This window comes from Aliiglaciecola sp. M165 (assembly GCF_007197995.1).
Classification (GTDB): domain Bacteria; phylum Pseudomonadota; class Gammaproteobacteria; order Enterobacterales; family Alteromonadaceae; genus Aliiglaciecola.
In genome coordinates this window covers 144,639-171,434 of record NZ_VKKH01000009.1, presented here as the reverse complement: position 1 = coordinate 171,434, position 26,796 = coordinate 144,639, and the positions used below count along the sequence as shown (strand labels likewise).

General features: G+C 43.1%; 28 protein-coding genes. 16 read left to right on the top strand and 12 right to left on the bottom strand.

Annotated elements, in window-relative coordinates; genetic code table 11:
- Positions 1-98: 98 nt before the first annotated feature.
- Entirely contained in the window at positions 99-1,613 is a 1,515-nt protein-coding gene (putP, locus tag FM019_RS18290) for a sodium/proline symporter PutP (protein WP_143837416.1), read from the bottom strand.
- 136 nt (positions 1,614-1,749) lie between these two features.
- Between putP and FM019_RS18285 the strand changes: the two genes are divergently transcribed.
- Positions 1,750-2,196 (top strand): GNAT family N-acetyltransferase, encoded by a 447-nt coding sequence (locus tag FM019_RS18285; RefSeq protein WP_143837414.1) that lies wholly within the window; start codon positions 1,750-1,752, stop codon positions 2,194-2,196.
- A gap of 43 nt (positions 2,197-2,239) precedes the next feature.
- On the opposite strand, the gene ychF is transcribed toward FM019_RS18285, so the two are convergent.
- Genes ychF through FM019_RS18270 form a run of 3 tightly spaced genes read right to left on the bottom strand, consistent with a single transcriptional unit; the run spans position 2,240 to position 4,621 of the window.
- The gene (gene ychF, locus FM019_RS18280) at positions 2,240-3,331 is read right to left on the bottom strand and encodes a redox-regulated ATPase YchF (RefSeq protein WP_143837413.1); all 1,092 of its coding nucleotides are present in this window, start codon (positions 3,329-3,331) and stop codon (positions 2,240-2,242) included.
- Between the two features lie 49 nt (positions 3,332-3,380).
- Positions 3,381-3,965, bottom strand: coding sequence for an aminoacyl-tRNA hydrolase (gene pth / locus FM019_RS18275; RefSeq protein WP_143837412.1), 585 nt, complete (start codon positions 3,963-3,965; stop codon positions 3,381-3,383).
- 5 nt (positions 3,966-3,970) lie between these two features.
- The gene (locus tag FM019_RS18270) at positions 3,971-4,621 is read right to left on the bottom strand and encodes a 50S ribosomal protein L25/general stress protein Ctc (protein ID WP_143837410.1); all 651 of its coding nucleotides are present in this window, start codon (positions 4,619-4,621) and stop codon (positions 3,971-3,973) included.
- A 243-nt stretch (positions 4,622-4,864) separates the two neighbouring features.
- Between FM019_RS18270 and FM019_RS18265 the strand changes: the two genes are divergently transcribed.
- Positions 4,865-6,235 (top strand): amidohydrolase family protein, encoded by a 1,371-nt coding sequence (locus tag FM019_RS18265; protein WP_143837409.1) that lies wholly within the window; start codon positions 4,865-4,867, stop codon positions 6,233-6,235.
- A gap of 328 nt (positions 6,236-6,563) precedes the next feature.
- On the top strand, positions 6,564-7,106 hold the full coding sequence (locus FM019_RS18260; protein WP_143837408.1) for a YidC/Oxa1 family membrane protein insertase: 543 nt from the start codon (positions 6,564-6,566) through the stop codon (positions 7,104-7,106).
- A 236-nt stretch (positions 7,107-7,342) separates the two neighbouring features.
- Here the strand turns inward: FM019_RS18260 and FM019_RS18255 are convergent, their stop codons facing one another.
- Entirely contained in the window at positions 7,343-7,732 is a 390-nt protein-coding gene (locus tag FM019_RS18255; RefSeq protein ID WP_143837406.1) for a hypothetical protein, read from the bottom strand.
- A 152-nt stretch (positions 7,733-7,884) separates the two neighbouring features.
- Between FM019_RS18255 and FM019_RS18250 the strand changes: the two genes are divergently transcribed.
- Positions 7,885-8,154 (top strand): Rho-binding antiterminator, encoded by a 270-nt coding sequence (locus FM019_RS18250; protein WP_143837405.1) that lies wholly within the window; start codon positions 7,885-7,887, stop codon positions 8,152-8,154.
- Positions 8,155-8,204: 50 nt separating this feature from the next.
- Here the strand turns inward: FM019_RS18250 and FM019_RS18245 are convergent, their stop codons facing one another.
- Genes FM019_RS18245 through lolB form a run of 3 tightly spaced genes read right to left on the bottom strand, consistent with a single transcriptional unit; the run spans position 8,205 to position 10,651 of the window.
- Entirely contained in the window at positions 8,205-9,152 is a 948-nt protein-coding gene (locus tag FM019_RS18245; protein WP_143837404.1) for a ribose-phosphate pyrophosphokinase, read from the bottom strand.
- Positions 9,153-9,194: 42 nt separating this feature from the next.
- Complete coding sequence (gene ispE, locus FM019_RS18240) at positions 9,195-10,061, bottom strand: 4-(cytidine 5'-diphospho)-2-C-methyl-D-erythritol kinase (protein ID WP_143837403.1); 867 nt, start codon at positions 10,059-10,061, stop codon at positions 9,195-9,197.
- Positions 10,046-10,651: a lipoprotein insertase outer membrane protein LolB gene (lolB, locus tag FM019_RS18235; RefSeq protein ID WP_143837402.1), complete on the bottom strand. Its 606-nt coding sequence runs from the start codon at positions 10,649-10,651 to the stop codon at positions 10,046-10,048. Before lolB ends, ispE begins: the two co-directional genes overlap by 16 nt.
- A 123-nt stretch (positions 10,652-10,774) precedes the next feature.
- Between lolB and hemA the strand changes: the two genes are divergently transcribed.
- The 7 genes from hemA (at position 10,775) to kdsA (ending at position 18,104) form a co-directional block, all read left to right on the top strand.
- Positions 10,775-12,037 (top strand): glutamyl-tRNA reductase, encoded by a 1,263-nt coding sequence (gene hemA / locus FM019_RS18230; RefSeq protein ID WP_143837401.1) that lies wholly within the window; start codon positions 10,775-10,777, stop codon positions 12,035-12,037.
- Positions 12,038-12,048: 11 nt separating this feature from the next.
- Entirely contained in the window at positions 12,049-13,137 is a 1,089-nt protein-coding gene (prfA, locus tag FM019_RS18225; RefSeq protein WP_143837400.1) for a peptide chain release factor 1, read from the top strand.
- 10 nt (positions 13,138-13,147) lie between these two features.
- On the top strand, positions 13,148-14,002 hold the full coding sequence (prmC, locus tag FM019_RS18220; protein WP_260681668.1) for a peptide chain release factor N(5)-glutamine methyltransferase: 855 nt from the start codon (positions 13,148-13,150) through the stop codon (positions 14,000-14,002).
- A gap of 88 nt (positions 14,003-14,090) precedes the next feature.
- Positions 14,091-15,653: a DUF3369 domain-containing protein gene (locus FM019_RS18215; protein ID WP_143837399.1), complete on the top strand. Its 1,563-nt coding sequence runs from the start codon at positions 14,091-14,093 to the stop codon at positions 15,651-15,653.
- 204 nt (positions 15,654-15,857) lie between these two features.
- Positions 15,858-16,241, top strand: coding sequence for a SirB2 family protein (locus FM019_RS18210; RefSeq protein ID WP_143837398.1), 384 nt, complete (start codon positions 15,858-15,860; stop codon positions 16,239-16,241).
- A gap of 64 nt (positions 16,242-16,305) precedes the next feature.
- On the top strand, positions 16,306-17,151 hold the full coding sequence (locus tag FM019_RS18205) for a SirB1 family protein (protein WP_260681667.1): 846 nt from the start codon (positions 16,306-16,308) through the stop codon (positions 17,149-17,151).
- A 101-nt stretch (positions 17,152-17,252) separates the two neighbouring features.
- Positions 17,253-18,104 carry a 3-deoxy-8-phosphooctulonate synthase gene (gene kdsA, locus FM019_RS18200; protein ID WP_143837397.1) on the top strand — a complete coding sequence of 284 codons (852 nt, stop codon included), beginning with the start codon at positions 17,253-17,255 and terminating at the stop codon, positions 18,102-18,104.
- A gap of 28 nt (positions 18,105-18,132) precedes the next feature.
- Here the strand turns inward: kdsA and FM019_RS18195 are convergent, their stop codons facing one another.
- On the bottom strand, positions 18,133-18,405 hold the full coding sequence (locus tag FM019_RS18195; protein ID WP_143837396.1) for a hypothetical protein: 273 nt from the start codon (positions 18,403-18,405) through the stop codon (positions 18,133-18,135).
- A 238-nt stretch (positions 18,406-18,643) separates the two neighbouring features.
- Between FM019_RS18195 and FM019_RS18190 the strand changes: the two genes are divergently transcribed.
- The 4 genes from FM019_RS18190 to rlmM are packed head-to-tail and all read left to right on the top strand — an operon-like array spanning position 18,644 to position 21,578.
- Positions 18,644-19,549 (top strand): transcriptional regulator GcvA, encoded by a 906-nt coding sequence (locus tag FM019_RS18190; protein ID WP_143837395.1) that lies wholly within the window; start codon positions 18,644-18,646, stop codon positions 19,547-19,549.
- Positions 19,533-20,150 (top strand): alpha/beta family hydrolase, encoded by a 618-nt coding sequence (locus FM019_RS18185; protein WP_143837394.1) that lies wholly within the window; start codon positions 19,533-19,535, stop codon positions 20,148-20,150. The genes FM019_RS18190 and FM019_RS18185 overlap by 17 nt, the downstream gene beginning before the upstream one ends.
- Complete coding sequence (locus tag FM019_RS18180; RefSeq protein ID WP_143837393.1) at positions 20,147-20,518, top strand: DUF423 domain-containing protein; 372 nt, start codon at positions 20,147-20,149, stop codon at positions 20,516-20,518. The genes FM019_RS18185 and FM019_RS18180 overlap by 4 nt, the downstream gene beginning before the upstream one ends.
- Positions 20,508-21,578, top strand: coding sequence for a 23S rRNA (cytidine(2498)-2'-O)-methyltransferase RlmM (rlmM, locus tag FM019_RS18175; RefSeq protein ID WP_143837392.1), 1,071 nt, complete (start codon positions 20,508-20,510; stop codon positions 21,576-21,578). The genes FM019_RS18180 and rlmM overlap by 11 nt, the downstream gene beginning before the upstream one ends.
- A 384-nt stretch (positions 21,579-21,962) precedes the next feature.
- Here rlmM and FM019_RS18170 read toward each other — a convergent pair whose 3' ends face one another.
- Genes FM019_RS18170 through FM019_RS18160 form a run of 3 tightly spaced genes read right to left on the bottom strand, consistent with a single transcriptional unit; the run spans position 21,963 to position 25,865 of the window.
- Positions 21,963-23,978: a DUF3488 and transglutaminase-like domain-containing protein gene (locus FM019_RS18170; RefSeq protein ID WP_143837391.1), complete on the bottom strand. Its 2,016-nt coding sequence runs from the start codon at positions 23,976-23,978 to the stop codon at positions 21,963-21,965.
- Between the two features lie 10 nt (positions 23,979-23,988).
- On the bottom strand, positions 23,989-24,945 hold the full coding sequence (locus FM019_RS18165; protein ID WP_143837390.1) for a DUF58 domain-containing protein: 957 nt from the start codon (positions 24,943-24,945) through the stop codon (positions 23,989-23,991).
- Positions 24,946-24,947: 2 nt separating this feature from the next.
- On the bottom strand, positions 24,948-25,865 hold the full coding sequence (locus FM019_RS18160; protein WP_221934398.1) for an AAA family ATPase: 918 nt from the start codon (positions 25,863-25,865) through the stop codon (positions 24,948-24,950).
- Between the two features lie 318 nt (positions 25,866-26,183).
- Here FM019_RS18160 and seqA point away from each other — a divergent pair, with 318 nt between their 5' ends.
- Positions 26,184-26,774: a replication initiation negative regulator SeqA gene (seqA, locus tag FM019_RS18155; protein WP_143837389.1), complete on the top strand. Its 591-nt coding sequence runs from the start codon at positions 26,184-26,186 to the stop codon at positions 26,772-26,774.
- Positions 26,775-26,796: the final 22 nt, after the last annotated feature.

The window sequence follows — 26,796 nt, the reverse complement described above, 5'->3', positions numbered from 1 at the left end:
TATACTTACAATCAAAAAGGTTTAAAAAAAGCATTAGTGAACAAATTGTTAATAGTTTGCTCACTAAAGCAAAAGACTCTTCGAACAAATTAAGCAGTTTATTTCGCCTCGAACAGTTCCTTTTCAACCGCTTCATGCACTTCATGTATTGAATTGGTCGGTTCTTTAGTTAACAAACTAACAACAATTATACAGAGTGTACTTACAATAAATCCCGGCACGATCTCATAAATGATTTGGCTCAATGGCTGGCCATCTAAAGTTATATCAGCAAATATCCATACTAAAACTGTCACCGCACCAGATATCATACCTGCCAGTGCCCCTGAAAAGGTCATACGTTTCCAAAACAAGCTGAGGATCACCAAGGGGCCGAACGCGGCACCAAAGCCAGCCCATGCATTGCTCACTAATGAGAGCACTGTGCTGTTTCTGTCGTAAGCTAAATAAATGGCTACCACCGCTACCACCGCAACGGACAATCTACCTACCATAACCAATTCTTTTTGATTTGCTTGTCTGCGCAAAAAGGCATGATAAAAATCCCCCGTCAATGAACTGGACGTCACCAACAATTGAGATGAAATGGTGCTCATTATGGCGGCAAGAATGGCGGCAAGTAAAAAACCACCTACTAGCGGATGAAACAATACTTGTGATAGAAAGATAAAAATGGTCTCGGGATCATCAACTTGCGCTGCGTTTTTGGTCACGTAGGCTAAGCCCAACAGACCGGTTGCGACTGCGCCAGCTAGTGACACTATCATCCAGCTCATGCCAATTCGACGCGCCGTTTTCATTTCGCGCACGTGACGGATGGCCATGAATCGCACAATGATATGTGGTTGTCCAAAATAACCTAAACCCCATGCCATGAGAGAAATAATGCCGATGGTGCTGAGCGCATTTCCGCTGGCTGCGTCAATCCAAAGACTGGTCATATTTGGGCTGACTGATGAAATTTGATGGGTAACTTCTGCAATGCCTCCCATGTCGACCAATACAACAACAGGCACCAGTACCAATGACACAAACATGATACAACCCTGCACAAAGTCGGTCATGCTAACAGCCAGAAATCCACCAAACAGGGTATAGGCCACCACCACACCAGCTGTCACATACAGCCCTGTTTCATAACTCAAACCAAACGATGATTCAAATAATTTGCCACCTGCTACAACGCCGCTGGAGGTGTACAATGTAAAAAATACGACAATAACGATAGATGAAATGACTCTTAATAACCGCGTTTTGTCCTCAAAGCGATTCTCAAAGAAATCAGGTAATGTGATCGCGTTGTTTGCCCGTTCGGTATATACCCGCAAACGCGGCGCGACCAAGATATAATTTAAATAAGCACCAATAGTCAGTCCAATTGCAATCCAAATGCTGGAAAGTCCTGATACATACATGGCGCCAGGGACGCCCATGAGCATCCAACCACTCATGTCCGAAGCCCCTGCTGAAAGTGCTGTGACTTTTGGGCTGAGCGTTCTTCCTCCGAGCATATACTCTTGCATGTCAGACGTAGACTTTCTGTACGCATATAAACCTATGCCTAGCATGACGATAAAATATATGGATAGGGAAATGACTGTACCAAACTCCATCAGTATTCCTTTTGTTTTTATTAAAATTGAGCCTTAAGATATTCGACACTGTTGCCTTAAGGGTGAATTGATCTATGCTAACAAGCCTGTCATCAACTGACTAGTTGAGTTATGCCTTTATGGAGTGATAGAGAAAATGGAACACAAAATTTATCGTTTCGAAGAGTTGTCCCCTGAGTTGTTATATTCGATTTTACGTCTCCGTGAATCGGTTTTTGTAATTGAGCAGCAAAGTATCTATGAAGATATTGATGGGTTGGATCAAGAAGCCTGGCACCTTTGTATCTTTGACAAAGAACAGCTTATTGGCTACTTGCGCTTGCGACTGATTGTCGAAAAAGATTTGGCAAAAATTGAACGAGTAGTGGTAGATGTTGCTCACCGGTCAAAAGGGGCGGCCAGTTTTTTAATGAAAGTTGCCATGCAAAAAGTCATTGATCAGACGGAATTTAAGCAAATAACCTTATCTGCACAAACTGCAGTGCTGCGGTACTATCAAAAACTTGGATTTGTTGCCCATGGTGATACCTATTTAGATGGTGGTATTCCTCATATAGATATGAGCTGGACGCGCCAATTATAAAGCCGCTTGAAAAGCGGCTTTATTCAAACACATTAGCGATAACTTAGACGTTAAAACGAAAGTGGATTACATCACCATCTTTAACAATGTATTCTTTGCCTTCAAGACGCCATTTCCCGGCGTCTTTTGCACCTTGCTCTCCGTTGAATTCAACAAAGTGATCAAAGCCAACGATTTCGGCACGAATGAAACCTTTTTCAAAATCCGTATGGATTTTTCCAGCAGCCTGTGGCGCTGTTGAACCTTCAGGGTAAGTCCAGGCTCTGACTTCTTTTTCACCCGCGGTAAAATAGGTCTGCAACGTTAACAGGCTATAGCCGGCGCGAATAACGCGATTTAAACCAGGTTCTTCCAAGCCCATATCAGCCATAAATTCAGCTTTTTCTTCGTCTTCAAGCTCGGCGATTTCTGATTCGATTTCTGCACACACTGCCACAACCACGGCATTTTCCTGTGCAGCGATCGCCTTAACTTGATCAAGATACGAATTGTTTTCAAAACCGTCATCATTGACGTTGGCTACATACATAGTGGGCTTCAGAGTCAGCATATTCATATAGCTGATAGCAGCTAACTCTTCTTTTTCTAGTTTTACTGCGCGTAGTAAGGTGCCTTCATCCAAAGCGGGTTTAATTTTTTCCAATACTTTTAATTCGAATTTTGCTTCTGCGTCGCCACCCTTGGCTTTTTTACCGACACGAATCAACGCTTTTTCAACGGTCTCTAAATCAGCCAGCGCTAATTCAGTATTGATCACGTCGATGTCTTCTTTAGGGTCGACCTTACCAGCTACGTGCACGATGTTGTCGTTTTCGAAACAGCGAACCACATGGCCAATCGCATCTGTTTCGCGAATGTTGGCTAGAAATTTGTTACCCAGACCTTCACCTTTTGATGCGCCGGCAACCAATCCTGCAATATCAACAAATTCCATTGTTGTTGGAATAACCCGTTGCGGATTAACAATTTTCGCGAGCGCGTCGAGTCTCTCGTCAGGCACTGGAACAACGCCAGTATTTGGCTCAATGGTACAAAATGGAAAGTTTGCAGCTTCTATTCCAGCTTTGGTTAGTGCATTGAATAGTGTTGATTTGCCTACATTGGGTAAACCCACGATCCCACATTTAAAGCCCATTTGTTATTCCTCAAAAATCTTATTCTTTGCCGACGAGTCAGCTTAGTCATTATTCTGCTTTGAAACTATGTAGCCGGTTCATGGCCATTTTCAAATCGTTTTTTAGCAGTATTTCAGTGCACCGCAGTGCTTCGTCAATGGCTGCTTCCATTTGTTGTTGCTCGTTTTGAGGTGCTTTGCCCAAAACATGACCCGTCACTCTGGACTTGTCACCGGGGTGACCTATGCCGATACGAAGTCGAAGAAAGTCTTTATAATTACCCAGTTTAGACACAATATCGCGAATACCGTTTTGGCTAGAACTTCCACCAACTTTGAATTTTGCGACGCCAGGTGGCAGATCTAGCTCATCAAAAGCTACCAATATATTCTGTGGTTCAATACGATAAAAATTACACATTGCAGCCACGGCTTGGCCACTGCGATTCATGTAAGTTGTTGGGATAAGCAAACGTATGTCCTGACCCGCTAATGTTAGACGGCCAGTAAAACCAAAGAATTTATTGTCTAATTTGAGCGGAACTTGATGCGTTTTCGCTAGGGCTTCGACAAACCACGAGCCAGCATTATGACGGGTATTTTGATATTCGGGGCCTGGATTACCCAGGCCCACAATAAGTTGAATATCAGGCAAACAACTTATTCCTCAGTTGCTTCTTCTGAATCACCAGCTTCCGCTTCTGCTTCGGCTTCATCAGCACTTGGGCCTTTCGCCGTCTTAACAGTAACAACAGCCAAGTCATGTGACTCGCCTTTTGCAAGCTCAACTGATACTACGCCTTTAGGCATTGCAAGGTCAGACAAGTGAACAGTTTGACCAAGTTCAACGTTCATCAAATCAACTTCGATGTACTCTGGAAGTGCACCAGGTAAACAACTAACAACAATGTCAGCCATGTGGTGTTCAGCATGACCACCGTGGATCTTGATTGAATCAGCTTTGTCTTCATTGATAAAGTGAAGAGGTACGTTAGTCGTAACTTCTTTGTTCTTGTCTACACGTAGGAAATCGATGTGCGTCACTTTAGGCTTGAAAGGGTGACGTTGCATATCTTTAACCAAGGCTTCAACGGTCTCGCCGCCAATGTTTAAGGTTAATACGTGGCTGTAGAACGCTTCAAACTCTTGAGCTTGAATGACTTTGTTGTGTGCTAGGGTAAGAGAAACTGGCTCTTTATCAGCACCGTATAGGATCGCAGGAACTTTGTCTTCACGACGTAGGCGGCGGCTCGCACCTTTCCCCAGGTCAGTACGGACTTCTGCATCCAAATTAAAAATTGCATCAGACATGTTAATACTCCAAAAAATTAGACTGTGTAGACCCTTGCGACCAGAGCCTACGATATTGCACAGTGAAAGGTAATAATTTACCTACACCTGCACCCATCAAAAACGGGCGGCGAAGTCTAACACTTGCTCGTTTAGCAAACAAGCGTAAAGTCGCATCCTAAGCGGCTTTTCAACAATTTTCTGTAAAAAGCCTGGATATACGCTAGGGTAAATTCATCCAACAATAAAATAAGGACACACCTTATGCTTGCAAAGGCTCTTTTTTATACATTATTCCCCCTGATGTTTATTACGCATGTGTCAGCTCAGCAAACAGCGTTGGTAGGCGGCAGACTAATTGATGGCTTTGGTCATCAGCCTATCTCTAACAGTGTGGTTCTGGTCAAAGATGGACGTGTTGTGCAAGTGGGCACTGTCGAGACACTTGCTGTACCTGAGGGATTTGAGGTGGTATCTACCGAGGGTATGGATGTATTGCCTGGACTATGGGAAAACCACGCGCATCTCATGCTAAATGGTCATGCTGATTACGTCCATTGGGATGTTGCTTACGTTGATCGTTTAGCTGATGAAATCATGCCTGCCAGTGCGGCGCAGCTGTTACTCGCGGGCGTCACCTCTGCACGAGATTTAGGTGCTCCCCTAGATGCTACTGTCAGCGTTAAATCCCGTATTGAATCCGGTGAAATACCTGGTCCACATTTATATGTATCAGGCCCTTTTATTCAGCATAAAGCTTACCCTGGCACCGAGAAGTTTCGATGGGGGATAGATGGCGTAAGAGATGCTAAACGTAAAGTGAATAAACTAGCCGATGCGGGCATGGATATCGTTAAGCTTATTGATCAAGACAAAATGACTCTGGAAGAAGCTCAGGCAATCGTTGATGAGGCTCATAAAAGAGGCATGAAAGTGGTGGCGCATTCTCATCGTCCTGACGAAATCCGTCGCGGCTTGGAAATTGGTGTCGACAACTTTGAACATACGGGGTTAACCACAGCGCCCGCTTACCCTGATGATGTCATCGAGCTTTTAAAAGAACGCACTGCTACAGGTCGAGTGGCCGGCGGTCCGCTGTTTTGGACTCCCACTGTGGAGGGCTTGTGGAATTATCAACTGACCGTCGCTAACCCTGAGCGACTGGATAATACCTGCTGGCATCGGGGTCTAAAAGACGACACGATCGCCGATATTAAAGGTTCACTAAAGAATGTCGGTCAGTTGGACTACATGCAGTTGACTCCCTTGCGAAAGTCAACTCTCAAAAACAAAATCGCGCAACTGAAAGAAACAGGGGTTGTATTCCTGGTTGGCACCGATAGTGGCATTCCGACCAAGTTTCACTGCCAAAGCACGTGGAACGAAATGGCTATTTGGGTGGAGGAAATGAATATTTCTGCCATGGATACCATACGTGCTGCGACATACTGGCCAGCAGTCATGATGGGCGTTAACAAAGATTCTGGCACGGTTTCAAAAGGGAAGGTGGCCGATATTATTGCTGTCAAAGGTGATGTGCTCAGATATATAAACCTATTACAACACGTTGATTTTGTGATGAAAAATGGGAAAATATACAAGATAAGTGGTCAAGCCGTGGAGAAAAACCTTTAAAAGACAATTCTCATAAAAAGCGTGTAATCTTCAATGTTATATCGGTTTAATTACTTGATTGACTCGCTTTCAATTGCAGCTCAACTCAATTACATCATTGGACAAATTATAAACTACGAAAAATGCTGTACTTTATGTAAAGAGTCTTGTACAAAAGAGTTTCGAAGGATTGTAATAAAGAACGTAAGCAATCTCCGAGTGAATATTACTTCTTGAATATCAGTTGATTACAAGAAATTAAATTAACAGTGAATGAAAATTTGTTTGTTTGACGTTGCAGCAGTGGTAGCAAATTACCCGTTTACTAAAAAGCACAGTGAGCTCTGTTATGACATTCAACAAATATGTAAAAGCCTTTTTGGCAACAAGTTGCATTATCGTTGCGACAAATGCTTTTTCTCTAAATAGTTCTCCAACTACTACTGAAGACTCTGAAACCATTGAATCCATTACGGTAACCGGTGACGGCAAAGCCTTTTATCGGCAGTTAATGAACCTGGCCGAAGACGACTTCTTTGACTTATATAATCAGATAACTGAAAACGAAGATTTAAAAGTCAAATGCAAAACTAAAAACCGTCATGGATTTACGCGTATTAAACAGCGCAAATGTGAGTCCGCGTTTGTTTCTCGCATCAAATACGATAATGTGCAAGTTTCCATTGAGTCGGGTTCCAGAAGAACGGGCGCGTTGTCATCTGGAACTTGGATGAACAGAATTGGTTTGACGACAAAATCTTATTCTGAAATGAAAAAACTGAGAAAACAGCAAATTGAAGATTTAGAGCAAAAAATAAAAGACAACCCTGAATTACAACAAAAATTGATTAAGTTGTTGCAATCAAAAGAGAAATACAAGAACGCATCATAGCAGTTTAGCTAAAAGAGTCCCTGGTAATGCCGGGGCTTTTTACCTAAGGCTGTTTTATAAAGGGATACCCGCTAAAAGCATGCGGGTATGACGTATCCGGGCATGGGAGTATGACGTATCCGGGCATGGGAGTACAATGCTTAGGCGAAGTGCCGGTGGATCAACCCCGGCTCTCGATATAATACGAATGAAGTTCTTTTATTCCGCTAGTCACACCAGCCAGTGCCGCACTTTTCCTAATATTCGTTCGCCGAAGGTTTAACGTTACTGTCGTCGACCATTTTTGAATCTGTTACTTTGAGTACTTCTCCGTATTGCTGGAATGTCATCATGTCTTTCATGATGATGCCTTTGACTTCAACGACCATACCGTCTTTAAGCAGAGACTTGTCCATACCGTGTGGCATATATTTTTCGCCATTGTGACCATCCAAAGCAAAAAATCCGCCTTCTATGGTTTTAAAGCGAATTGTGCCAGTCACGGTGATCATTTTTTGTTCCTCATTGTTTTTATTTTCAGTGATAGGCTGTTTTTGACTCTTCGCTGCATCCTGGGCAGGAGCCGTGTTAGTTCCTGAGCAGCCCATTACTGCGATAGATATTAATGTCGCTAAAATCAATTTCATTGAATTATGTCTGCCTAATTAAATCGTTGTGTCTATTCAAGCATGAAATCAACCAACATGCGATGCCAGAATGGGTAATTTAAGGCTGACATTTGTCAATTTTTGGTAAAGTATGTGATGCTCATCCGTTCTTTGCTTCAAGGAGGCTTACTATGAAATCTATTCCATCTTGTGATTTATACGACTACCTTGAGATTGCCTGTCTGTTTCGATACCAGCTCAAACTTCAATTGGAGCAAGGTAGGGAGATCTCAGGTATCGCAACGAATGTTGGAACAAACCCTCAAAAAGAAGAAATTCTTTATATCGCGGAACAAGGTCTACCTGACAAAATAACGGAAATTAATACCAACAGTATTTTATCGATGACGGTCTTGACACCAAACGCGCGATTTCAACAGGTCACATTTCGCCAGGCATAAAAAAACCCTCAATTCATGAGGGCTTCTTGGGCTATTCAGCGCACTGAATACTAGTATTCAAACATCGCTGAAATTGATTCTTCGTTACTCACCCGGCGTATGGCTTCAGCCAACATATTCGAAAGTGTTAGCTGTTTAACAGTGCTGAGCGCCTTGATCTCGGGAGCAAGTGGAATGCTGTCTGTAACGATAATTTCATCGATGACAGAGTTTTTGATGTTCTCGACTGCATTACCAGAAAATATAGCATGGGTAGCATAGGCATAAACATTTTTAGCGCCGTGTGCTTTAAGCGCTTCTGCAGCTTTGCCTAGCGTGCCACCAGTATCAATCATGTCATCGACGATAATACAGTCTCGTCCCGCTACGTCACCAATGATATGCATCACTTGAGCAACATTGGCTTTCGGGCGACGTTTATCGATGATTGCAAGATCAGTGTCATTGAGCAGCTTAGCCATGGCCCGTGCGCGCACTACACCGCCAATATCTGGGGACACAACAACAGGGTTGTTAAAGTCACGACGACGCATGTCGTCTAACAATATTGGTGTGCCAAAAGCGTTGTCGACGGGCACATCAAAAAATCCCTGGATCTGTTCAGCGTGCAAATCAATAGTCAACACCCGATCAACGCCCACGTTAGACAAAAAGTCTGCTACAACTTTCGCGGTGATCGGGACACGAGCAGAACGCACTCGACGATCCTGGCGAGCGTAACCGAAATAGGGAATAACAGCGGTAATACGACCAGCAGATGCGCGTCTTAACGCATCGATCATAACGATCAATTCCATTAAATTGTCATTGGTTGGTGCGCAAGTTGACTGGATAATAAAAACGTCCGAACCACGGACGTTTTCATGAATTTCGACGCTTATCTCTCCGTCACTGAAGCGACCTACGCTAGCGTGGCCAAGTTTGGTATAAAGTCGGTCGGCGACCTTTTGGGCGAGTTCTGGTACTGCATTACCAGCGAATAGCTTCATGTCGGGCACAAGAAAATTCCTCAGTGCGATTGTTTTAGGCTTTTACGATACTCAGCGCGACATGACATCGTGTAAATATTCATGTAAAGGCGATGTATTTGCTCCCTTGGCGATGAATGCATAACAATCATCTGGCAAGGTAGTTTTAACTTTTTCTGCATTATCAAGATTGTCAAAAACGGCGAATAAACATGCGCCTGTGCCTGTCATTCTCGACGGCGCGTATTCTAACAAGTGACGTAATATTTTTGCAACTTTAGGATAGCGATCGCAGACCAACTTTTGGCAATCGTTGTGCGTATTGTCAAAATTATAGTCAGCCCAGCTGATTTTGGCGGTTTTGCGCGGTAAATTATTGGCGGAAAATACTTCTGCAGTCGACACGTGACAGTTGGGGTAGACAATGAGGTAATAGTTTATCGGCAACTCTGTCGGCGTGATAATTTCGCCTACACCTTCGGCAAATGCCGTTTTACCATGTACAAAAATCGGTACATCTGCACCCAATTGTAATCCGAGTTCTGCGAGTTTTTGCGTCGATAATCCGGTTCCCCATAAATGATTTAAGGCAACAAGTGTCGTCGCCGCATTGGATGAACCACCACCGATGCCACCGCCCATAGGCAAAACTTTATTCAGAGTTATTTTGCACCCTAAAGTTGTGCCAGTTGCTTGTTGAAGTATTTTCGCAGCGCGAATAATCAGGTTGTCTTTGTCTGGCACACCAGCAAGAGGGATAGCCATTTCAATGGTATTTTCAGCGCAAATATCAAAGGCCAGTGAGTCGCCATAATTTACTATTTGAAATAGGCTTTGCAGTAAATGATAGCCTTGATCATTTTGACCGTTGATATGTAAAAAAAGGTTGAGTTTGGCCGGACTAGGCCAGCAAAGATCGTTATTTAAATCTTCTGCCATGAGGTCACTTTAATTTTCACTTGGTTGCTCTGGTCTTGTTGGTTTATTAGTTCAATCTGGTGTGGCATAGGGATATCGTCAACCGTTCGATAATTAGAAAAGTTTAACAACCAGCCTGCACAGCCGTTGCATCTTGCAGTGAGGGATTTTACTCTGCCAAATTCATCATAAACGACAGAATCGTCTTGGGTGTGTTGTCCTTTCACCCAAAGGGCTAAACTTTCAACCGGTATATTCCAACCGGTGACTCGTTTGATCAATTCGCTAGCATTTCGATCTGAAAAAGTTTTGTCGTCGGCCTCTAAGCTGGCAAACCCAGGATATCCCTGCATCGAAACTAGGGTAGTACCAATAAAATTATTTAGCTGCAAATCGAAGGTTTGATCTCGTTGTTGCCAATGCAGATAGGCACTGAATTTTTCTTCAGGGCTCTTGAAGGCTAATCGACCTTTAATTTTCCAGTGGGAAAGTTGTTCTAATTGTTGCTGGTGGGCAATGCTGTCAACAGTCTGGATTGACTGAGGTAACGAGGCGCAACCAGCCAAAACAGCGCACAAGAACAGAAATGCAGCGCGAAATAGGTTTTTCATTGCAAAGACATCTAAATAAGGCTTATTAGTAATAGGAACACAGATAGTCTGCTACTTTCAATAGTTTTGGCTTTTGCGTACAATGCCGCACCCGTTGTTATTGGACAAGATTAATCCCTTTTAATGAAGTTACTCGCCGTTGGAATTAACCACAAAACTGCTTCGCTGGTATTGCGTGAAAAAGTCGCGTTCCCAGCAGAGTCGTTAGTCGATGCGTTGACTTCATTACGCGATACATTGGGAGCACAAGAATCGGTGATTCTGTCCACCTGCAACCGCACTGAAGTTTACGTTCAAGCCGAAAACTTACAACACCATGCATTGTTAAAATGGATTGCGGATTTTCACCAAGTTGATGCCGGCGATTTGACCCGGCATAGCTATGCTTACGATAGCGAAGCTGCCGTAGCGCATATGATGCGAGTAGCTAGCGGTCTGGATTCGCTGATCCTCGGCGAACCACAAATACTTGGTCAGCTCAAGCAAGCCTACAGTAGTGCGAAAAACGCTGGTGCAGTAGATGGTCAATTTGAGCGCTTATTTCAACATACGTTTTCTGTCGCCAAGAAAGTGCGGACCGAAACGGACATTGGCGCAAATGCCGTATCGGTTGCCTTCGCTGCAGTGCAATTGGCCAAACAAATTTTCTCTTCGTTAGCCAAATCATCGGTGTTACTGATCGGGGCTGGAGAAACGATTGAGCTGGTGGCCAAACATCTATCCGATAATCAGATTAAGAGCATCACTGTCGCCAATAGAACGTTACAACGAGCCAAACAACTTGCCGAGCCGATTGGTGCCAAGGTCATCACCTTAGCTCAAATCCCGAATATGCTGCACGAGGCCGATATCGTTATTAGCTCAACGGCGAGCACTCTGCCAATGATTGGCAAAGGTATGGTCGAAAGTGCGTTGAAAGATCGACGACATAAACCGATCTTTTTTGTTGATTTGGCTGTGCCTAGAGATATCGAAAATGAAGTCGCAGAATTGGATGACGCTTTTTTGTATACCGTTGATGATTTACAACATATTGTTGAGCAAAATCTTGCCAGTCGACAACAGGCCGCCAATGAGGCTCAAAGTATCATTGATAAGCAGATAAAAGAGTTTATTAGCTGGCAAAATTCTTTGCAATCGGTGGATTCAGTCAAAGCGTTTCGAGATCAAAACAATCTAATTAAACATAAACTTCAGCAACGAGCGTTGAGTCAAATTGCAGAAGGAAAAGATCCAGAGCAAGTCGTGATAGAATTATCCAATAAACTTGCCAACGCTCTGATGCACGCGCCGACCAAAGCATTGAGTGAAGCTGCACAACATAACGATCAACATAGGCTTAGCGTGTTGAAACAAAGTCTTGGCCTTAATACCGAAAAAGATTAACTAGGAATAGTATGAAACAGTCCGTTATCAGCAAATTGGAAACTTTGATCGAGCGATTCGAAGAAGTTCAAGCGCTGTTAAGCAATGCAGAGATCATTGCCGATCAAGATAAGTTTAGAGCACTATCCAAAGAGTACTCGCAACTTGAAGACGTCGTAAAAGCATTCAAACAATATCAGCAAGCACAAGAAGATCTAGAGTCTGCGCAGGAAATGATGCAAGAAGACGACGCTGAAATGCGAGAAATGGCGCAGGAAGAATATAAAAGTGCCAAAGCAGACATTGAATCGTTAGAAAATGAACTACAGATTTTATTGTTACCCAGAGATCCTAATGATGACAGCAACTGCTTCATAGAAATACGAGCAGGTGCAGGTGGCGATGAAGCGGCAATTTTTGCTGGTGACCTATTTCGTATGTACAGCCGGTTTGTGGAAACGCAAGGCTGGCGACTTGAATTGATCAATGCAAGCGAAGGTGAGCACGGTGGTTACAAAGAAGTTGTGGCGAATATTGTTGGTGACGGGGCATATGGTGTCATGAAGTTTGAATCAGGTGGCCATCGTGTACAGCGGGTACCTGAGACCGAATCTCAAGGGCGTATCCACACCTCTGCTTGCACTGTAGCTGTTCTACCTGAAATTCCCGAGTCAGAAGCGATTGAAATTAACCCAGCCGATTTGCGAATCGATACGTTTCGAGCGTCAGGAGCTGGTGGGCAGCATGTTAACAAAACTGATTCGGCTATTCGCTTGACGCATATCCCTACAGGCGTGGTTGTAGAATGCCAAGATGAACGTTCACAACATAAAAACCGCGCAAAAGCCATGTCTGTATTGCAAGCGCGGCTGAATCAGATTGAAGAAGAAAAACGCGCTTCAGAGGAAGCATCCACTCGGCGTAACTTAGTTGGAAGCGGTGACCGCTCTGAACGCATACGCACCTACAACTTCCCCCAGGGAAGAGTCACAGATCACCGTATTAATTTGACCTTGTATAAGTTGGACGACGTCATCGCGGGTGACGTTAACGCGTTGCTGGAGCCGATTCGTCAAGAGCACCAGGCGGACTTGTTAGCGTCATTGTCCGACGAACAGTAATAAGCTTTTTGTGGCTGACAATAATATTGAAAAGCTTCTAGCCTGGGCAATTTCGCAGCTAAAATCCATGCCCCAAAGCACGGATAGTCCGGCGTTAGACGCTCGACTACTTCTTGCACATTGTTTGGCAGAAACGACGACTTACTTATTGACCTGGCCTGAAAAGCAGGTTTCAGAAGAAAATATAGAAGCATTCAAAAAGCTGGTGTTTTTGCGTAAAGAAGGTCGACCCATTGCTCACCTGGTAGGCCAGAAAGATTTTTGGTCATTATCTTTGCATGTCAACACGCATACATTAATCCCTCGCCCAGAGACAGAATTATTAGTCGAAAAAGCGCTGCAGTTAAGCTTGCCGGAAACGGCAAAGGTGCTTGATTTGGGAACCGGTACTGGTGCAATCGCCATTGCTCTTGCCGCCGAACGGAAAAATTGGCATCTGACAGGGGTTGATCGAATTGAACAAGCGTTGGTGTTGGCCCGAGAGAATGCTCAGTACAACGCGATTAATAATGTTCGATTTACGTGCAGTAATTGGTTTGAGGATATACCCCTTCAAACGTACGACCTGATTGTATCCAATCCTCCTTATGTCGAATCCAACAGCCCGTTTCTATCCCAGGGCGATGTAAGGTTTGAGCCTCTTTCCGCGTTGACAGCCGGGGAAGACGGCATGCAAGACATTAAGCAAATTATCCCTAATGCATTATCTTATCTAAAAACCGGGGCATGGTTGCTTATTGAACATGGATTCAATCAAGCTAACGCCGTAGAAGCGTGCTTCCACGAACATGGCTATATCAATGTAGAGCTTGTTCGCGATTTGAATCAGTTACCCAGACTGACGCTCGCCCAAAAAACTGGATAATTCACCTGTAATCAATTACTAAACAGTGGTGATATAGCAATTGTGATGATAGATTTGTGCTTTGCGTTGTTTTCTTTGAGGGTGTTGCATGTCTGATATGTTTCTTTTTGCCGAAGATACCGAGGAATCTGTAGAAGAACAAAAAGGAACTTGGAAAGTACTCATTGTTGATGATGAACCAGAAGTCCATGCCGTCACGAAACTTGCTCTGAATGACTTCCAATTTCAGGAACGAGGCCTTGTATTTTTGAGTGCGCACAGTGGTGAGGAGGCCAAGAAAGTTTTTCATCAGCACGACGACATTGCAATCGTATTGTTAGACGTTGTAATGGAAACCGACGAAGCAGGATTAGAAGTTGCGCAATACGTCCGAGATGAATTGAACAACTATTTCACCCGCATCATCTTGCGCACCGGACAGCCAGGGCAGGCACCAGAAAGAGATGTTATCGTTAATTATGACATTAATGATTACAAATCAAAAACAGAGCTTACTGCCCAGAAATTATTCACGGTTGTGATCGCCAGTCTGCGTTCGTATCGAGATATTACGGTGATAGAAGAAAACCGTAAAGGACTTGAAAAGATAATATCCGCATCAGCGGATCTGTTTACTATCCGTTCATTAGAGAGTTTCATAAATGGCATTATGCAGCAACTGACATCTTTACTGGGTGGAACAGAAGATGCTGCTTATATTACATCGGCCGTCGCCGGACCTCAGCCAATAGATCTAACAGAACCTGAAGAATTCTACGTGTTTACCGGGAAAGGAGAGTACCAAAATCGTGAAGGTGATTTGCTGCAAGATGTGGTCAGCGGAGAAGAACTCCTTGCTTGTGAAAAAGCATTGAAAGATCAGACATTAGTCTACGGAGACGAATATGTCGCGGCATATTGTCAGGGTAAACATGCTTTTGGGTCATTACTGTATCTGTCTGGACTGCCGCGTAAACTGAATGATTTAGACAAGAAACTGCTCGAGATCTTCAGCCAAAATGTGCAAATCGCCTTTGATAATGTACTGTTGACTAAAGATATTGAAGATACTCAGACGGAAATCATAGAACGCTTAGGGCAAGCGATGGAAAGGCATTTCAGTGTTGGAAAACATATCCAAAGAATGATTGAGATGTGCCATATTTTGGCCACTGAATATGGGTTGCCTGAAGCCGATGTAGATATGTTGAAACTGGCTGTTCCACTGCATGATGTAGGTAAGCTAAAGGTACCGATGGAAATTATTCGTAAACCTGGGCCATTGTCAGAAGAAGAGAGAAAAACGGTCAAATCCCATGCAGAAGTTGGATACCAAATCCTCAAAGGCTCGCGAAGACCTATTATTCAAACTGCTGCAATGGTTGCTCGGGATCACCATGAACATTGGGATGGCAATGGCTACCCCAGAGGACTTAAAGGTGAGCGTATTCACATTTTCAGCCGCATTACCGCGATTGCTGATGTCTATGATGCGTTGCGCAGTAAGCTATATCACAAAGAAGCATGGCCCCTTGAAAAAGTACTTGAAGTGTTCCGAGGAGAACGAGGCAAACATTTTGATCCCATGCTGGTAGATATTCTACTGAGTAACATCGACAAGATTGAACAAGTTCAACAAATGCACCCTGATCCGGTTGACAACCTAGCTTAATTTTTTCCCCAGTTGAGCAGATTTGTAATGGATTTACGATTGAACCTAAACTAAATTTGGTGCGTACTCAGCGGCTTAGCAAAAAAGCGGTGAAAAGCCCTATGTAAAGTGTCTATGCTGAGATACAGTAGTAATCTTTGCTAGGCTAACTGCCTAGTTTTTACAATTTGTATGTGCCGATAACAAAAATAATAGGGACATTGTATGAACACTTATATTCTTGCCAAACATCTTCATCTGACTGCCGTTGTGCTGACCATTGCGCTGTTTTTGCTGCGTTATTTCTGGTTGCTACGAGGTTCAGGCATGTTGCAACAAAAATGGGTGAAAATTGTTCCGCACGTCGTTGACACTGTCTTACTGGCCAGTGCAGTCGCCTTGTGCCTTTTGATCCCACTCAATCCGCTTCAACACCCTTGGTTATGGCAAAAAATCCTATTAGTTATTTTGTATATATTCACTGGATATTTTGTGCTTAAGCGTGCACAAGGTTTACTCAGCAAATGGCTAGGTTTTGGTGTTGCCATGGCATGTCTTGCTATGGCTGGGAAAATGGCTGTCAGTAAACAAGCTTTGCTGATGTTATGAATCCAATTTTACGCCAAATAGTCGTTAAGAAATGTGAGACTCGGACCGATAAGAGAAGTATCTGATGATCGTGCTAGAGGAACATGTGAATACACTGCGGCAAACCATTGCTCAGCAAAATACGCTGCTTGCTAGCTTGCTTGTTGCGCAGCATTTTGAAGAGTGTTTGGATATCAATACTGAGCTTAAAAAAGTCTCAACATTGGTCCAAAGAGCCTTTTTGCAAGTTGTGCAAAGCGAAAAACACACAGAAAAAGAAAGATTGGATAGTTTTCTAAAAGTGTTTTTTACAGAGTTTGCCTTTAGCGGCGATGAGAACGACTATTTCAACTCCAAATATAGCCTTGTCAATCAGGTCTTAGATTATCATACGGGTATACCTGTCACACTCTCTATCGTGTTTTGTGCCATCGCCAAAGAGCTAGGATTTGACGCCAGTGGTGTGAATTTCCCCGGTCACTTTTTGGTTAGAGTCAATTTTGAATCCTCTGATCCCGTTTATATTGATCCGTTAAATGGCAAATCCATGTCTTGGTTAGAGCTTGAACATTTGTATGCCAGCATTGTCGGCGCAGATATGGAAGATGATGAGATGCCTCTCGACGTCTTAGAGCCAGCCAGCGCTGAAGAAGTCATTGTTAGATTGCTACATAACTTGAAAGCATCTTTTATTCGTGAGCAGCGTTATCAAAAAGCCTTATATGCCGTGGATTTACTCATCGGGCTTTCGCCAGAAGATCCTTATGAAAGAAGAGACAGAGGATTCCTGTTACATCAACTGGAGTGTCCACAGGTGGCGAAAGCGGATTACCAGTTTTTTATCAAACACTGCCCACAAGATCCTTCTGCACAACTATTGAAACTGCAAATGCGTCATTGGGATTCAATTGGCGATCTGGTTTTTCATTAGGTCGTTTTTCCCTTTTAAATCCACATAAATGTACTTTACTCCTGGTTCGGTTGTTTCTACTATGTTTGCATCTAACCAAAATATTGGAAACATCCTCCTTGATGAATAATAAACAACGTATTTCCGTCGGTAACACTGAAGTTGCTAATGATCAGCCTTTTGTCTTATTTGGTGGCATGAATGTGCTGGAGTCCCGTGATCTAGCAATGACCATTGCCGAGCATTATAAAGAAGTAACTTCTCGTTTGGGAATACCTTACGTATTCAAGGCCTCGTTTGATAAAGCCAATCGCTCATCAATACATTCTTATCGCGGGCCTGGTATGGAAGAGGGGTTAAAGATCTTCGAAGAAATTAAGAAAACCTTCGACGTACCTCTAATAACAGATGTACATGAGCCCCATCAAGCCGCCCCCGTTGCTGAAATTGTTGATGTCATACAGTTGCCTGCATTTTTAGCAAGACAAACTGATCTGGTGGTTGCCATGGCCAAAACTCAAGCTGTAATTAATGTCAAAAAACCGCAATTTCTAGCCGCTCATGAGATGCGCCATATCATCAATAAGTTCATGGAAGCGGGTAATGATAAAATAATCTTGTGTGAGCGTGGTAGCTGTTATGGATATAACAATTTAGTCGTTGATATGTTGGGTATGGATGAAATGAAAGCCTATGCTCCGGTTATTTTTGATGCAACCCATGCATTGCAAAAACCTGGGGGACGAAGTGATTCAGCAGACGGTCGTCGAGCACAAGCGGCTCAGTTGGCCCGCAGTGGAATGGCCTTGGGACTTGGTGGATTGTTCATTGAAGCACATCCAGATCCTAACTCTGCCAAATGTGATGGTCCGTGTGCGTTGCAGCTCGATAAGCTAGAGCCTTATTTGCAACAAATGAAACAACTCGATGAATTGGTTAAAGGATTCCCTGCACTAGATACGAGTGCTAACTAATCGAAGTTAAAAACCAAAAGCTGATAGATTAATCTGACAGCTTTTGGCCTCGTGCCATTTCATTTTTGTCTTTAAGTGTGGCTGCTAAAGTTGGCTGTTTGCTAGTCATTTTGATTTTAGCTAACAACACTTGGTTGGCATTTACTTTGAATTCCGGTAATTGTGCCATGTTTGATTCAAGGGCTGATTCAATTTCCAAGGTGACCGCAGGTTTCTGTAAGCCAGACTCATTAGCAAGAACATTTAATGATAGGCCTGCAAAAATACATAGCGTACCAAACTGTAAAATAGTGTTTTTCATATACTTTCCTAAAATATGTAATATTGTTTTTATAAAAATGTCATAAATAATTAACAATCAAAGGTAATTAACCACATGTTTTTCAAGGGTTAAATTATTGATTGGTGGTATTTTAATCTTTTGTGTAATAGCTTGAAAATGACATTTTGTATGGAATGGTCATTAGAAAAACTAATGATTGTTGTAGCAAGATGAGTTATCCTCTCCATTTTCCTATGATGACTCGCTTGGAAGATATATGAACCGCAGATTACCACCGCTTAACGCCTTACGAGCCTTTGAGGCAGCGGCTAGGCATTTGAGCTTCACCAAAGCCGCAGATGAACTTTTTGTAACACAGGCAGCCGTGAGTCATCAAATTAAAAGTCTTGAAGATTTCTTATCTATTAAACTATTTTTGCGGAAAAACCGTTCGCTATTACTTACCGAACAAGGTCAAAGTTACTATCTCGAATTAAAAGAGCTATTTGAACAACTCCATGGTGCGACAGAGCGGCTTTTAGCTTCAGGCGAAAAAGGCGCTATTACCGTTGCTATGCCGCCCAGTTTCGCCATTCAATGGTTAGTTCCTCGAATAAACCAATTCAGCCAAATCCACCCTGAGATTGACGTGCGAATTAAGGCTGTCGATTTTGATGATGGGTTTTTAGAAGATGATGTAGATGTCGCCATTTATTATGGCAGAGGCAAATGGTCAGGGTTGCAAGCAGACAAATTACACACTGAGTTCTTAACGCCTGTGTGCTCCCCCATGTTGTTTACCGGTAACAAACCCCTGGATAAACTCGATGACTTAAAACATCACAGGCTATTGCACGATTCGACCAGAGAAAGCTGGAAAAGCTGGATACGCTATTTTCATGTCCCTGGAGTGAATGTTGAGCAAGGGCCTATTTTTAGTCATACAATGATGGTCCTTCAAGCGGCAGCATTAGGGCAGGGAATAGCTTTGGCAAATAGCGTATTGGCAAGACCGGAGCTGGCCTCGGGAAGGCTAGTCTGTCCATTTGAAGAACGCTTAGTGAGTAAAAACAGTTTTTATTTGGTTTGTCATCAGTCACAGGCAGAGTTGGGTAAAATTGCAACCTTCCGGCATTGGTTGTTAGAACAAGTTAAAGAAGAGCAAGATGAAGACTATTTGTAATGAAGTTAGACAACCAATAGCCAGGTTACTTTTAGCCCATGGTGCTGGGGCTAATAAAGACAGTGCTTTTATGGAAGAGATCGCTCAACAGCTTGCTCTTTGTGATGTCTCGGTTATCCGATTCGATTTTCCGTACATGTTAAAAGCGGCAGAAACGGGTAAAAAACGACCACCAGATCGAGTGCCGGCTTTAATTGAAGATTTTTCACAAATGATTGATTCCTATGAAAAAGATTTGCCTTTATTTATTGGTGGTAAATCAATGGGAGGACGGATCGCTACATTAATTCCAGAATCTGGAAAGGTCAGAGGGGTAATATGTTATGGCTATCCGTTTCACCCTCCGGGAAAACCTGAAAAACATAGAACCGAACATCTCTATGAATTGACAACGCCAACGTTAATCGTGCAAGGAGAGCGGGATACTTTTGGCACGCGAGAAAGAGTAGACGCCTATCAACTTCCTTCTATAATTACTATAGAATATTTGACAGCTGCCGATCATAGCTTTAAACCACTTAAGTCTAGTGGCTTGAACCAACTCCAGCATATCAAGCATGCTGCACGACTTACCCAGGAATTTATAAAGGGAAATCTATGAAATTTTTACTCGCATTTAGTGCAATAAGCGCCGGGCTGTCTGTCCTGTTGGGTGCGCTAGCAGCGCACGCTTTGAAAGAGTATTTTGGCCCAGAATCTTTAAGTTATTTTGGTACCGCTGTGGAGTACCAAATGATCCATAGTGTGGCGATTTTGGCGTTTGCTACGTTGTATAACAAATTGAAAAACGTATGGTTATTGTGGGGAGCGCGCTGTTTTGCTGCAGGCATCATTTTCTTTAGTGGTAGCTTGTATGTGCTAGCGTTAACAGATATTACATGGATTGGCCCTGTTACTCCGTTAGGTGGATTGTTTTTGGTTTCAGGTTGGGTCTGTTTATTAGTTGCCGCTTACGAATATGACAACTAAATCTGTCCTGTTATATTGCCGTGCCGGGTTTGAATCAGATTTAAGTACCGAAGTCCTCGAAAAAGCTGCTCAGTTGGGCTTATTCGGTTATCCAATCATTAAGAAACAGTCTGGTTATGTCGTTTTAAATTTTCATAACAAAGATGACGCTGCGCAATTGTGTCAAAAATTGCTATTGACTCAAATTGTATTCGCCCGGCAAATGTTCGTTTGCGGCGAACCTATTGAAATCGAAGATACTCAAGATCGCGTCTCAGCCATATTGACTGCCAGCGATAGCTTCCCGCTTTGCGGAAGTATTCTGGTGGAATATCCTGACACATCAGAAGGTCGTGAGTTATCCAAATTGTGTCGCAAAATCACTGTACCATTGCGACAAGCATTAAGAAAAAATAAACGCCTGACCGACAAAGAACAGTTAAGCAAACCCCGACTACATGTCTTTTTTACCCAAGGTGATCGCTGTATCGTTGGATACTCCTTTCCTGCGAATCGAAACCCCGACTTTTTGGGGATCTCAAGACTCAAATTTCCCGCCGATGCACCGAGTCGTTCTACCCTGAAACTTGATGAGGCGTTCCAGACATTCATACCCAAAGATGAATCAGAGCAACGGTTACGGCCGGGATTACATGCGGTAGATTTAGGCGCATGTCCTGGTGGATGGACCTATCAGCTAGTTAGACGAGGTATGTTTGTGCAAGCTGTGGACAATGGTGCTATGGACGAAAAATTGATGGACACAGGGCAGGTGAGCTACTTTCCAGAAGATGGCTTCAAATATCAGCCGCGCAAGAAAAACGTGTATTGGTTGGTATGTGACATGATTGAGCAACCTCAGCGTGTGGCCAAATTAATGGCAACTTGGCTTGTAAAAGGCTGGTGTAAAGAGACCGTATTTAACTTGAAACTGCCCATGAAACAACGATTTGAATCCGTCAGCCAGGCGATGGCGATTATTGATGAAGTAATGAGCCAAGCAAATTGCCAATATCAGATTCAGGCTAAGCATCTTTACCATGACCGAGAAGAAATAACCGTGCACATTAGGTTAACTTGAGTTAAGTAGGAAATGTTTGGCGAGATCCCGTCTCAAGAGCGCTGACGGGATGACGTTGTGGTAGAAACGCTAAGGGAGTGACGTTGTGGTAGAAACGCTGACGAGATGAAGTATTGGGAGAAATGTTGACGTGATGACGTGGTAGGGAGGGCTCAGTTCATTCTCATAAAGGTCTACAACTACTGATCGTACGAACAACGCTTTTCACTTTCACGTCGTTCCCGCGACGCTTTTTATTCTTACGTCATTCCTGCGACGCTTTTTATTCTCACGTCGTTCCCGCAGCGCTTTTTATTCTCACGTCGTTCCCGCAGCGCTTTTGGGCGGGAATCTCCATGCAATCGCTACTTGAGATTGACGTTGGTGGAATCGATGCCTTAACCCTTACCCTTTTTGCTTTTTCATTGCTTGTTTTAGTTGTTTCCAATGGGATTTCATTCTGCTGATAATAAGCTGTTGTTGCGATATGCTCGATGGTTGATAGTGATGTTGTATGTATAAATCTGTGATTGCCGCGAAGGGCTCAGTAATCGAACTTGGCGCTTTGTTTTTCACTTGTGACACAAAATCTGCGGGCCCCTGAGACGCTCTACGGTGCAAATTAACTTTTGTTAGTAGATGCTCTGCCAACTCGTAATAATAACTGGCTTTGTCTTGTTTTGGTTTTCGCCAAATGGGTAAAAAGAACAGGGCGATTAAGGCGAAAATCAGCAAAACAGCACCAAGGCTAAACATTGCTAATTTTTGTGGTGTTATTTTTCCGATAAGAGACTTAATTAAATCCTGTTGTTTGTCTTTATCAAACCCTAAAACCCATTTAGTCCAGAAAAAATCAACGTCTTTCAACCAGTTGCGTAATGAATTTAGCCAGGCCACTGTGCTTAACTGACCAAACCCAGATCCTAATAACAAATCGGCTTCGTTCAGGGCATTTCGAAGACCGGATTCCAATCGATTCGGTGCGACTATGGCTGTTGGATCATAACGGATCCATCCTCTATCATCGTGCCAAGCTTCAATCCATGCATGGGCATCATATTGATAAACACTCATGTAATCACTGTCCAATTGCTCCCCTCCTTGATAACCCGTCACTAGCCTCGCCGGAATACCTCCAAGTCTCAACATGTAGGCCATTGCGCTGGCATAATGAGAGCAAAACCCTCTTTGCTCAACAAACAAAAAAGTGTCCACTTGATCATTCGGCATAAGTGGCGGTTGCAACGTGTATTCAAAGTCTTGTGAAGAAAAGTAGAACATAACAGCGGCGATAAAATCGTCATCAGTAGTATATTTTTGGCGCGTTTCTGCTACCCATTGTTTTGTCAGTGGGTTTCCCTGCTCAGGTAGTTGTCGATTGATACGTTTGTCAACACTAGACAGCGTTTGATTAAGTAAAACTTGCGGAAAAGAGCGTATTTCATATTGAAAGGTACTCACCAAAGGACTGATGCTGCTAAGTTGATATTCATGACTTTGCCACACTTTCTGCTGACTACTGGCTCCAATGGGAGTTGCCACGTCCAGCGCATACAGCCATGATTGGTGAGTGGGTTCGGCAATAACTTGGTATTGATAGTAGTTGCCTTCTAGTATTGGCGAAAACTCCCGATTAGCACCCTTATATTGACGTTGAATTGCTTTACGATCCGGCGACACTTGCCAACTTTCTCCATCGAAGTTTTCCATTACCAATGCGCGCCAATAGCGTTCTTGAGGAGCAGGAATAGTGCCATCAAAGGTTACTCTGAAAGCAAGTTCGGCGCTTTGCGATAAATTAGCAATATCGCCAGGTGTGACTTTTTCAGCCAAACCTGTCTGGTGACTTTTAGATGCTGGCATTTGCCAAAGTGGGCCGATCAGGGGCAACACCATAAATAGCAAAAGCGTGATAGGTATAGCCTGGGCACCCATAACTGACACCTTTTTGATTAGTTTATTAAGTGGCAGATTGGGACTAATGTGAGTAGCCAACGACATTAATAAAACCAAGGTCAAGGCAAAATAGAATAGACTGAAGGCGATTCCTTGTTGAAAAATAAAACCGCAACCAATTAAAAATCCGCAGCTGGTAATTAACTGAAAGTAGTCTTTGTCTGAGCGCAATAGCATGAGTTTTAAAGAACAGGCTAATACCAGTAGGTTAAGCATGCCCAACAGGATACCTAACTGCCAACTAAAGTAAGCCAAAACGATCGCGCTAAGCAGTGCTAAAAGGTTGAGTGTGCGAATAGATGGTGCATGCTTATGCAGTTCTAGATAGAGCGCGGTGCGCATGACCGTTGCACAGATGACCAAAATCAGGATCCAGCTCATAACCGGTTCCAATAGGCTAAAACTGACGATAAAAAAAACTAAGGTCAAAAGTAAGTGAGAATGATTTTTAGCGCTGCTGATCATCGGAAACTAGTTACCCTCTTTTGCCATAAAGTGCCAAGGCGATGAGGCAGTTTTTTTGATGATCGTTACCGCTGTCTGGAGCGATTTTGGAATTCCCCAGGTCCAACCCAAATCGCTGATTTTTGCGGCTCAATTCCATAACTTGATAACATAATTGGCTGAGGGTTAATTCTAAGTTTTCTGATGCGACTTTGGGCATCATCAACCATCCACTGGCGCCGGTTTCATGGCTAAATTGTTTGGACAACATGCCTTGACCCTTAGCGACCTGTTTCCAAGCTACATGGTACAGAGGCTCTCCCTGCTTGTAAGGAGCGAGTGTATCAAAATCATCATGGCCTTTGACCGATACACTGGCGTGGTGTTGCTCTTGTTCATCTGATTTGTTTTCTAAGCGGATCGGGCAACGCACAGGTTTGGGGTAGACAACAATATCTGATTGAAAGGCCAGGTGGGTCCAGCATCGATAGAGACCTAAGGGAAAGTAGCTGCTAAATGTCACTCTAGGTAATGGCAGTCGGCCTCGTTGTGGGCAGGCAAGAGCGATAAACGCGGGATTAGCCAGTGCGTCTAAATCCACGCTTGTTTTTTCCCTATGACGCCAAAAACTCAAATGAATTTTGCCATGAGACTCTTTGTCTCGGTGATTAAACCAAATTGGCACTTGGATATTGTCGCCGGCAAAACTGTTTTGTACTTTGCCTAGTTGAATGTCGAGATTTGAAAAATTGAAATAAGCAGCTAACAGGTTGATTAAAAATAGCGAAATGAGAAAGTAGCACAGTAAGATCATCAAATTATTTTGATAATTTGTCCCTAGCAAAAACAATCCTAAACACAAAAATAAATAGAGCCCACCAAACCGAGAAGGAAAAATAAAAATTGTTCGATGATTGAGTTTAAAACGGCGCGCAGCCGGAATGCGTCTGTCGAGCCAAATGGCGATCCTGCTTTGCATCGCTGACATGATTAAGCCGCCAGCGGGTCGATTGCATCAAGCAGTTTTTCACTCAAGCTAGATTGTCCATTAAAGTCGGAGGTTGAGCCACGCAGACGGTGTTCAGCGACAGAAGGCAGAACTGCCTGAATATCTTCAGGAATAACGTAATCACGACTGTGCAAAAACGCCCAGGCTCTGGCGGCTTGTAATGTCGCTTTACTTGCTCGGGGAGAAAGTGGGTTTGGAAACCCTTCAGTTTCCCTACTAAAAGTAACTAATCTCAACACATAATCCAATATTGCGTCAGACGCATGGACTTTGTTCACTTCATTCTGCATTGAGACGAACTCGTCGACAGTGATTACACTCTCTGTCGTTTCTATCGCCGAAGTGTTTTGACTCAATAACATTTGCTTTTCTGCGTTCCAGTCGGGATACCCGAGTTGAATACGCATTAAAAATCGGTCTAATTGTGACTCGGGAAGTGGGTATGTCCCCGACTGATGCATGGGGTTTTGAGTGCCGATAACAAAAAATGGCGAAGGTAAATCCCGTGTTTCTCCATCTAAGCTAACTTGCTTTTCTTCCATCGCTTCCAATAACGCGCTCTGAGTTTTGGGACTGGCACGGTTGATCTCATCCGCCAATACCAGTTGGCTAAAAATGGGGCCGGGGTGAAATTCAAACGACTGTTTAGCACTATCAAAAATATTAAGTCCTAGCATGTCCGCAGGCAGCAGGTCTGAAGTAAATTGAATACGCGAGAAATCAAGTCCAAGTGTCTTCGCTAACGCGTGCGATAAGGTGGTTTTACCCATTCCAGGTAGATCTTCAATGAGCAAATGACCATTAGCAAGCATGCAGGTTAGGGCCAGCTTAATTTGCTGGTTTTTGCCAATCACTTGATTGGATATCTGTACTATCGCTGTTTCTAAATTTTTTTGCACAACATTTCACGGCTAAACGTTTTTCATAGATTAATTCTAGACTAAGCCATCTCTGGTGTAATCTTTATCGCCTATACAAAGGTATGAATTTAATAAAATCAGTACCTTGTGTTGGGGCGTGTTACTAAAACAATTGAAAATCTAAAGTTGATGATTAATTGTTCAATTGTAGGCGCAAATTGAAGGGGACAGCTTTGACTCGTCGAAATCTTTTGCGATCTCATCGAAAGTTCTTCATAAAAGCTCATTTTTTACTGAAAAAAGTTTTTGGTTGGTCTTATAATGTTGTCAGTCCTTCCTAGCATTATTTATTGAAATATGAAAACCATTACTATTGATGACGAGTTGTATTCTTTCATTGCCTCTCAAACAAAACATATCGGCGAGAGCGCGTCAGATATTCTGCGTCGTATTCTCATCGATGAATTGGGCTTAGTGCATGGTGAAAACTCGCATGTCGACGTAAGTAAACCCGCGCAAGTGACTAAAGCGGTTAGAGAAATTAACAAAATCAAAAAGCCATCTGACATTGATGGGCAACACGAGGATGATAATGTTATCGATGCCGCTGCATTGTTTAAATTGTTAAAAGAAGACGAGTTTACTCAGCCAATGAGTAAAGTTGAGCGTTTTCTAAAAATGCTAGGTGCATTGCATCAGTCACACTCTGAACAATTTAAAAATGTTCTGGAAATAAAAGGTAAAGGTCGACTTTATTTTGCTAAAGACAAAGACACTTTACTAAAGTCGGGCAGTAGTACAAATCCTAAACCCATTCCAAACTCTAGTTTTTGGGTGGTAACGAATAACAACACGGCCAAAAAGCGAGCAATGTTAGTGAATGCTGCAAAACACCTTGGTTATTCTAAGGTTAATGCAGAGCGATTAGGCGATTTATTTGATACCTAGTATCACCTATTAACAACGGCAA

Excerpts from the sequence above, each read along its gene's own strand:
- putP (WP_143837416.1), bottom strand. The coding sequence starts at position 1,613 with ATGGAGTTTGGTACAGTCATTTCCCTATCCATATATTTTATCGTCATG.
- FM019_RS18285 (WP_143837414.1), top strand. The coding sequence starts at position 1,750 with ATGGAACACAAAATTTATCGTTTCGAAGAGTTGTCCCCTGAGTTGTTA.
- ychF (WP_143837413.1), bottom strand. The coding sequence starts at position 3,331 with ATGGGCTTTAAATGTGGGATCGTGGGTTTACCCAATGTAGGCAAATCA.
- FM019_RS18270 (WP_143837410.1), bottom strand. The coding sequence starts at position 4,621 with ATGTCTGATGCAATTTTTAATTTGGATGCAGAAGTCCGTACTGACCTG.
- FM019_RS18265 (WP_143837409.1), top strand. The coding sequence starts at position 4,865 with ATGCTTGCAAAGGCTCTTTTTTATACATTATTCCCCCTGATGTTTATT.
- FM019_RS18260 (WP_143837408.1), top strand. The coding sequence starts at position 6,564 with ATGACATTCAACAAATATGTAAAAGCCTTTTTGGCAACAAGTTGCATT.
- FM019_RS18255 (WP_143837406.1), bottom strand. The coding sequence starts at position 7,732 with ATGAAATTGATTTTAGCGACATTAATATCTATCGCAGTAATGGGCTGC.
- FM019_RS18250 (WP_143837405.1), top strand. The coding sequence starts at position 7,885 with ATGAAATCTATTCCATCTTGTGATTTATACGACTACCTTGAGATTGCC.
- ispE (WP_143837403.1), bottom strand. The coding sequence starts at position 10,061 with ATGGCAGAAGATTTAAATAACGATCTTTGCTGGCCTAGTCCGGCCAAA.
- lolB (WP_143837402.1), bottom strand. The coding sequence starts at position 10,651 with ATGAAAAACCTATTTCGCGCTGCATTTCTGTTCTTGTGCGCTGTTTTG.
- hemA (WP_143837401.1), top strand. The coding sequence starts at position 10,775 with ATGAAGTTACTCGCCGTTGGAATTAACCACAAAACTGCTTCGCTGGTA.
- prfA (WP_143837400.1), top strand. The coding sequence starts at position 12,049 with ATGAAACAGTCCGTTATCAGCAAATTGGAAACTTTGATCGAGCGATTC.
- FM019_RS18215 (WP_143837399.1), top strand. The coding sequence starts at position 14,091 with ATGTCTGATATGTTTCTTTTTGCCGAAGATACCGAGGAATCTGTAGAA.
- FM019_RS18210 (WP_143837398.1), top strand. The coding sequence starts at position 15,858 with ATGAACACTTATATTCTTGCCAAACATCTTCATCTGACTGCCGTTGTG.
- FM019_RS18205 (WP_260681667.1), top strand. The coding sequence starts at position 16,306 with ATGATCGTGCTAGAGGAACATGTGAATACACTGCGGCAAACCATTGCT.
- kdsA (WP_143837397.1), top strand. The coding sequence starts at position 17,253 with ATGAATAATAAACAACGTATTTCCGTCGGTAACACTGAAGTTGCTAAT.
- FM019_RS18195 (WP_143837396.1), bottom strand. The coding sequence starts at position 18,405 with ATGAAAAACACTATTTTACAGTTTGGTACGCTATGTATTTTTGCAGGC.
- FM019_RS18190 (WP_143837395.1), top strand. The coding sequence starts at position 18,644 with ATGAACCGCAGATTACCACCGCTTAACGCCTTACGAGCCTTTGAGGCA.
- FM019_RS18185 (WP_143837394.1), top strand. The coding sequence starts at position 19,533 with ATGAAGACTATTTGTAATGAAGTTAGACAACCAATAGCCAGGTTACTT.
- FM019_RS18180 (WP_143837393.1), top strand. The coding sequence starts at position 20,147 with ATGAAATTTTTACTCGCATTTAGTGCAATAAGCGCCGGGCTGTCTGTC.
- rlmM (WP_143837392.1), top strand. The coding sequence starts at position 20,508 with ATGACAACTAAATCTGTCCTGTTATATTGCCGTGCCGGGTTTGAATCA.
- FM019_RS18170 (WP_143837391.1), bottom strand. The coding sequence starts at position 23,978 with ATGATCAGCAGCGCTAAAAATCATTCTCACTTACTTTTGACCTTAGTT.
- FM019_RS18165 (WP_143837390.1), bottom strand. The coding sequence starts at position 24,945 with ATGTCAGCGATGCAAAGCAGGATCGCCATTTGGCTCGACAGACGCATT.
- seqA (WP_143837389.1), top strand. The coding sequence starts at position 26,184 with ATGAAAACCATTACTATTGATGACGAGTTGTATTCTTTCATTGCCTCT.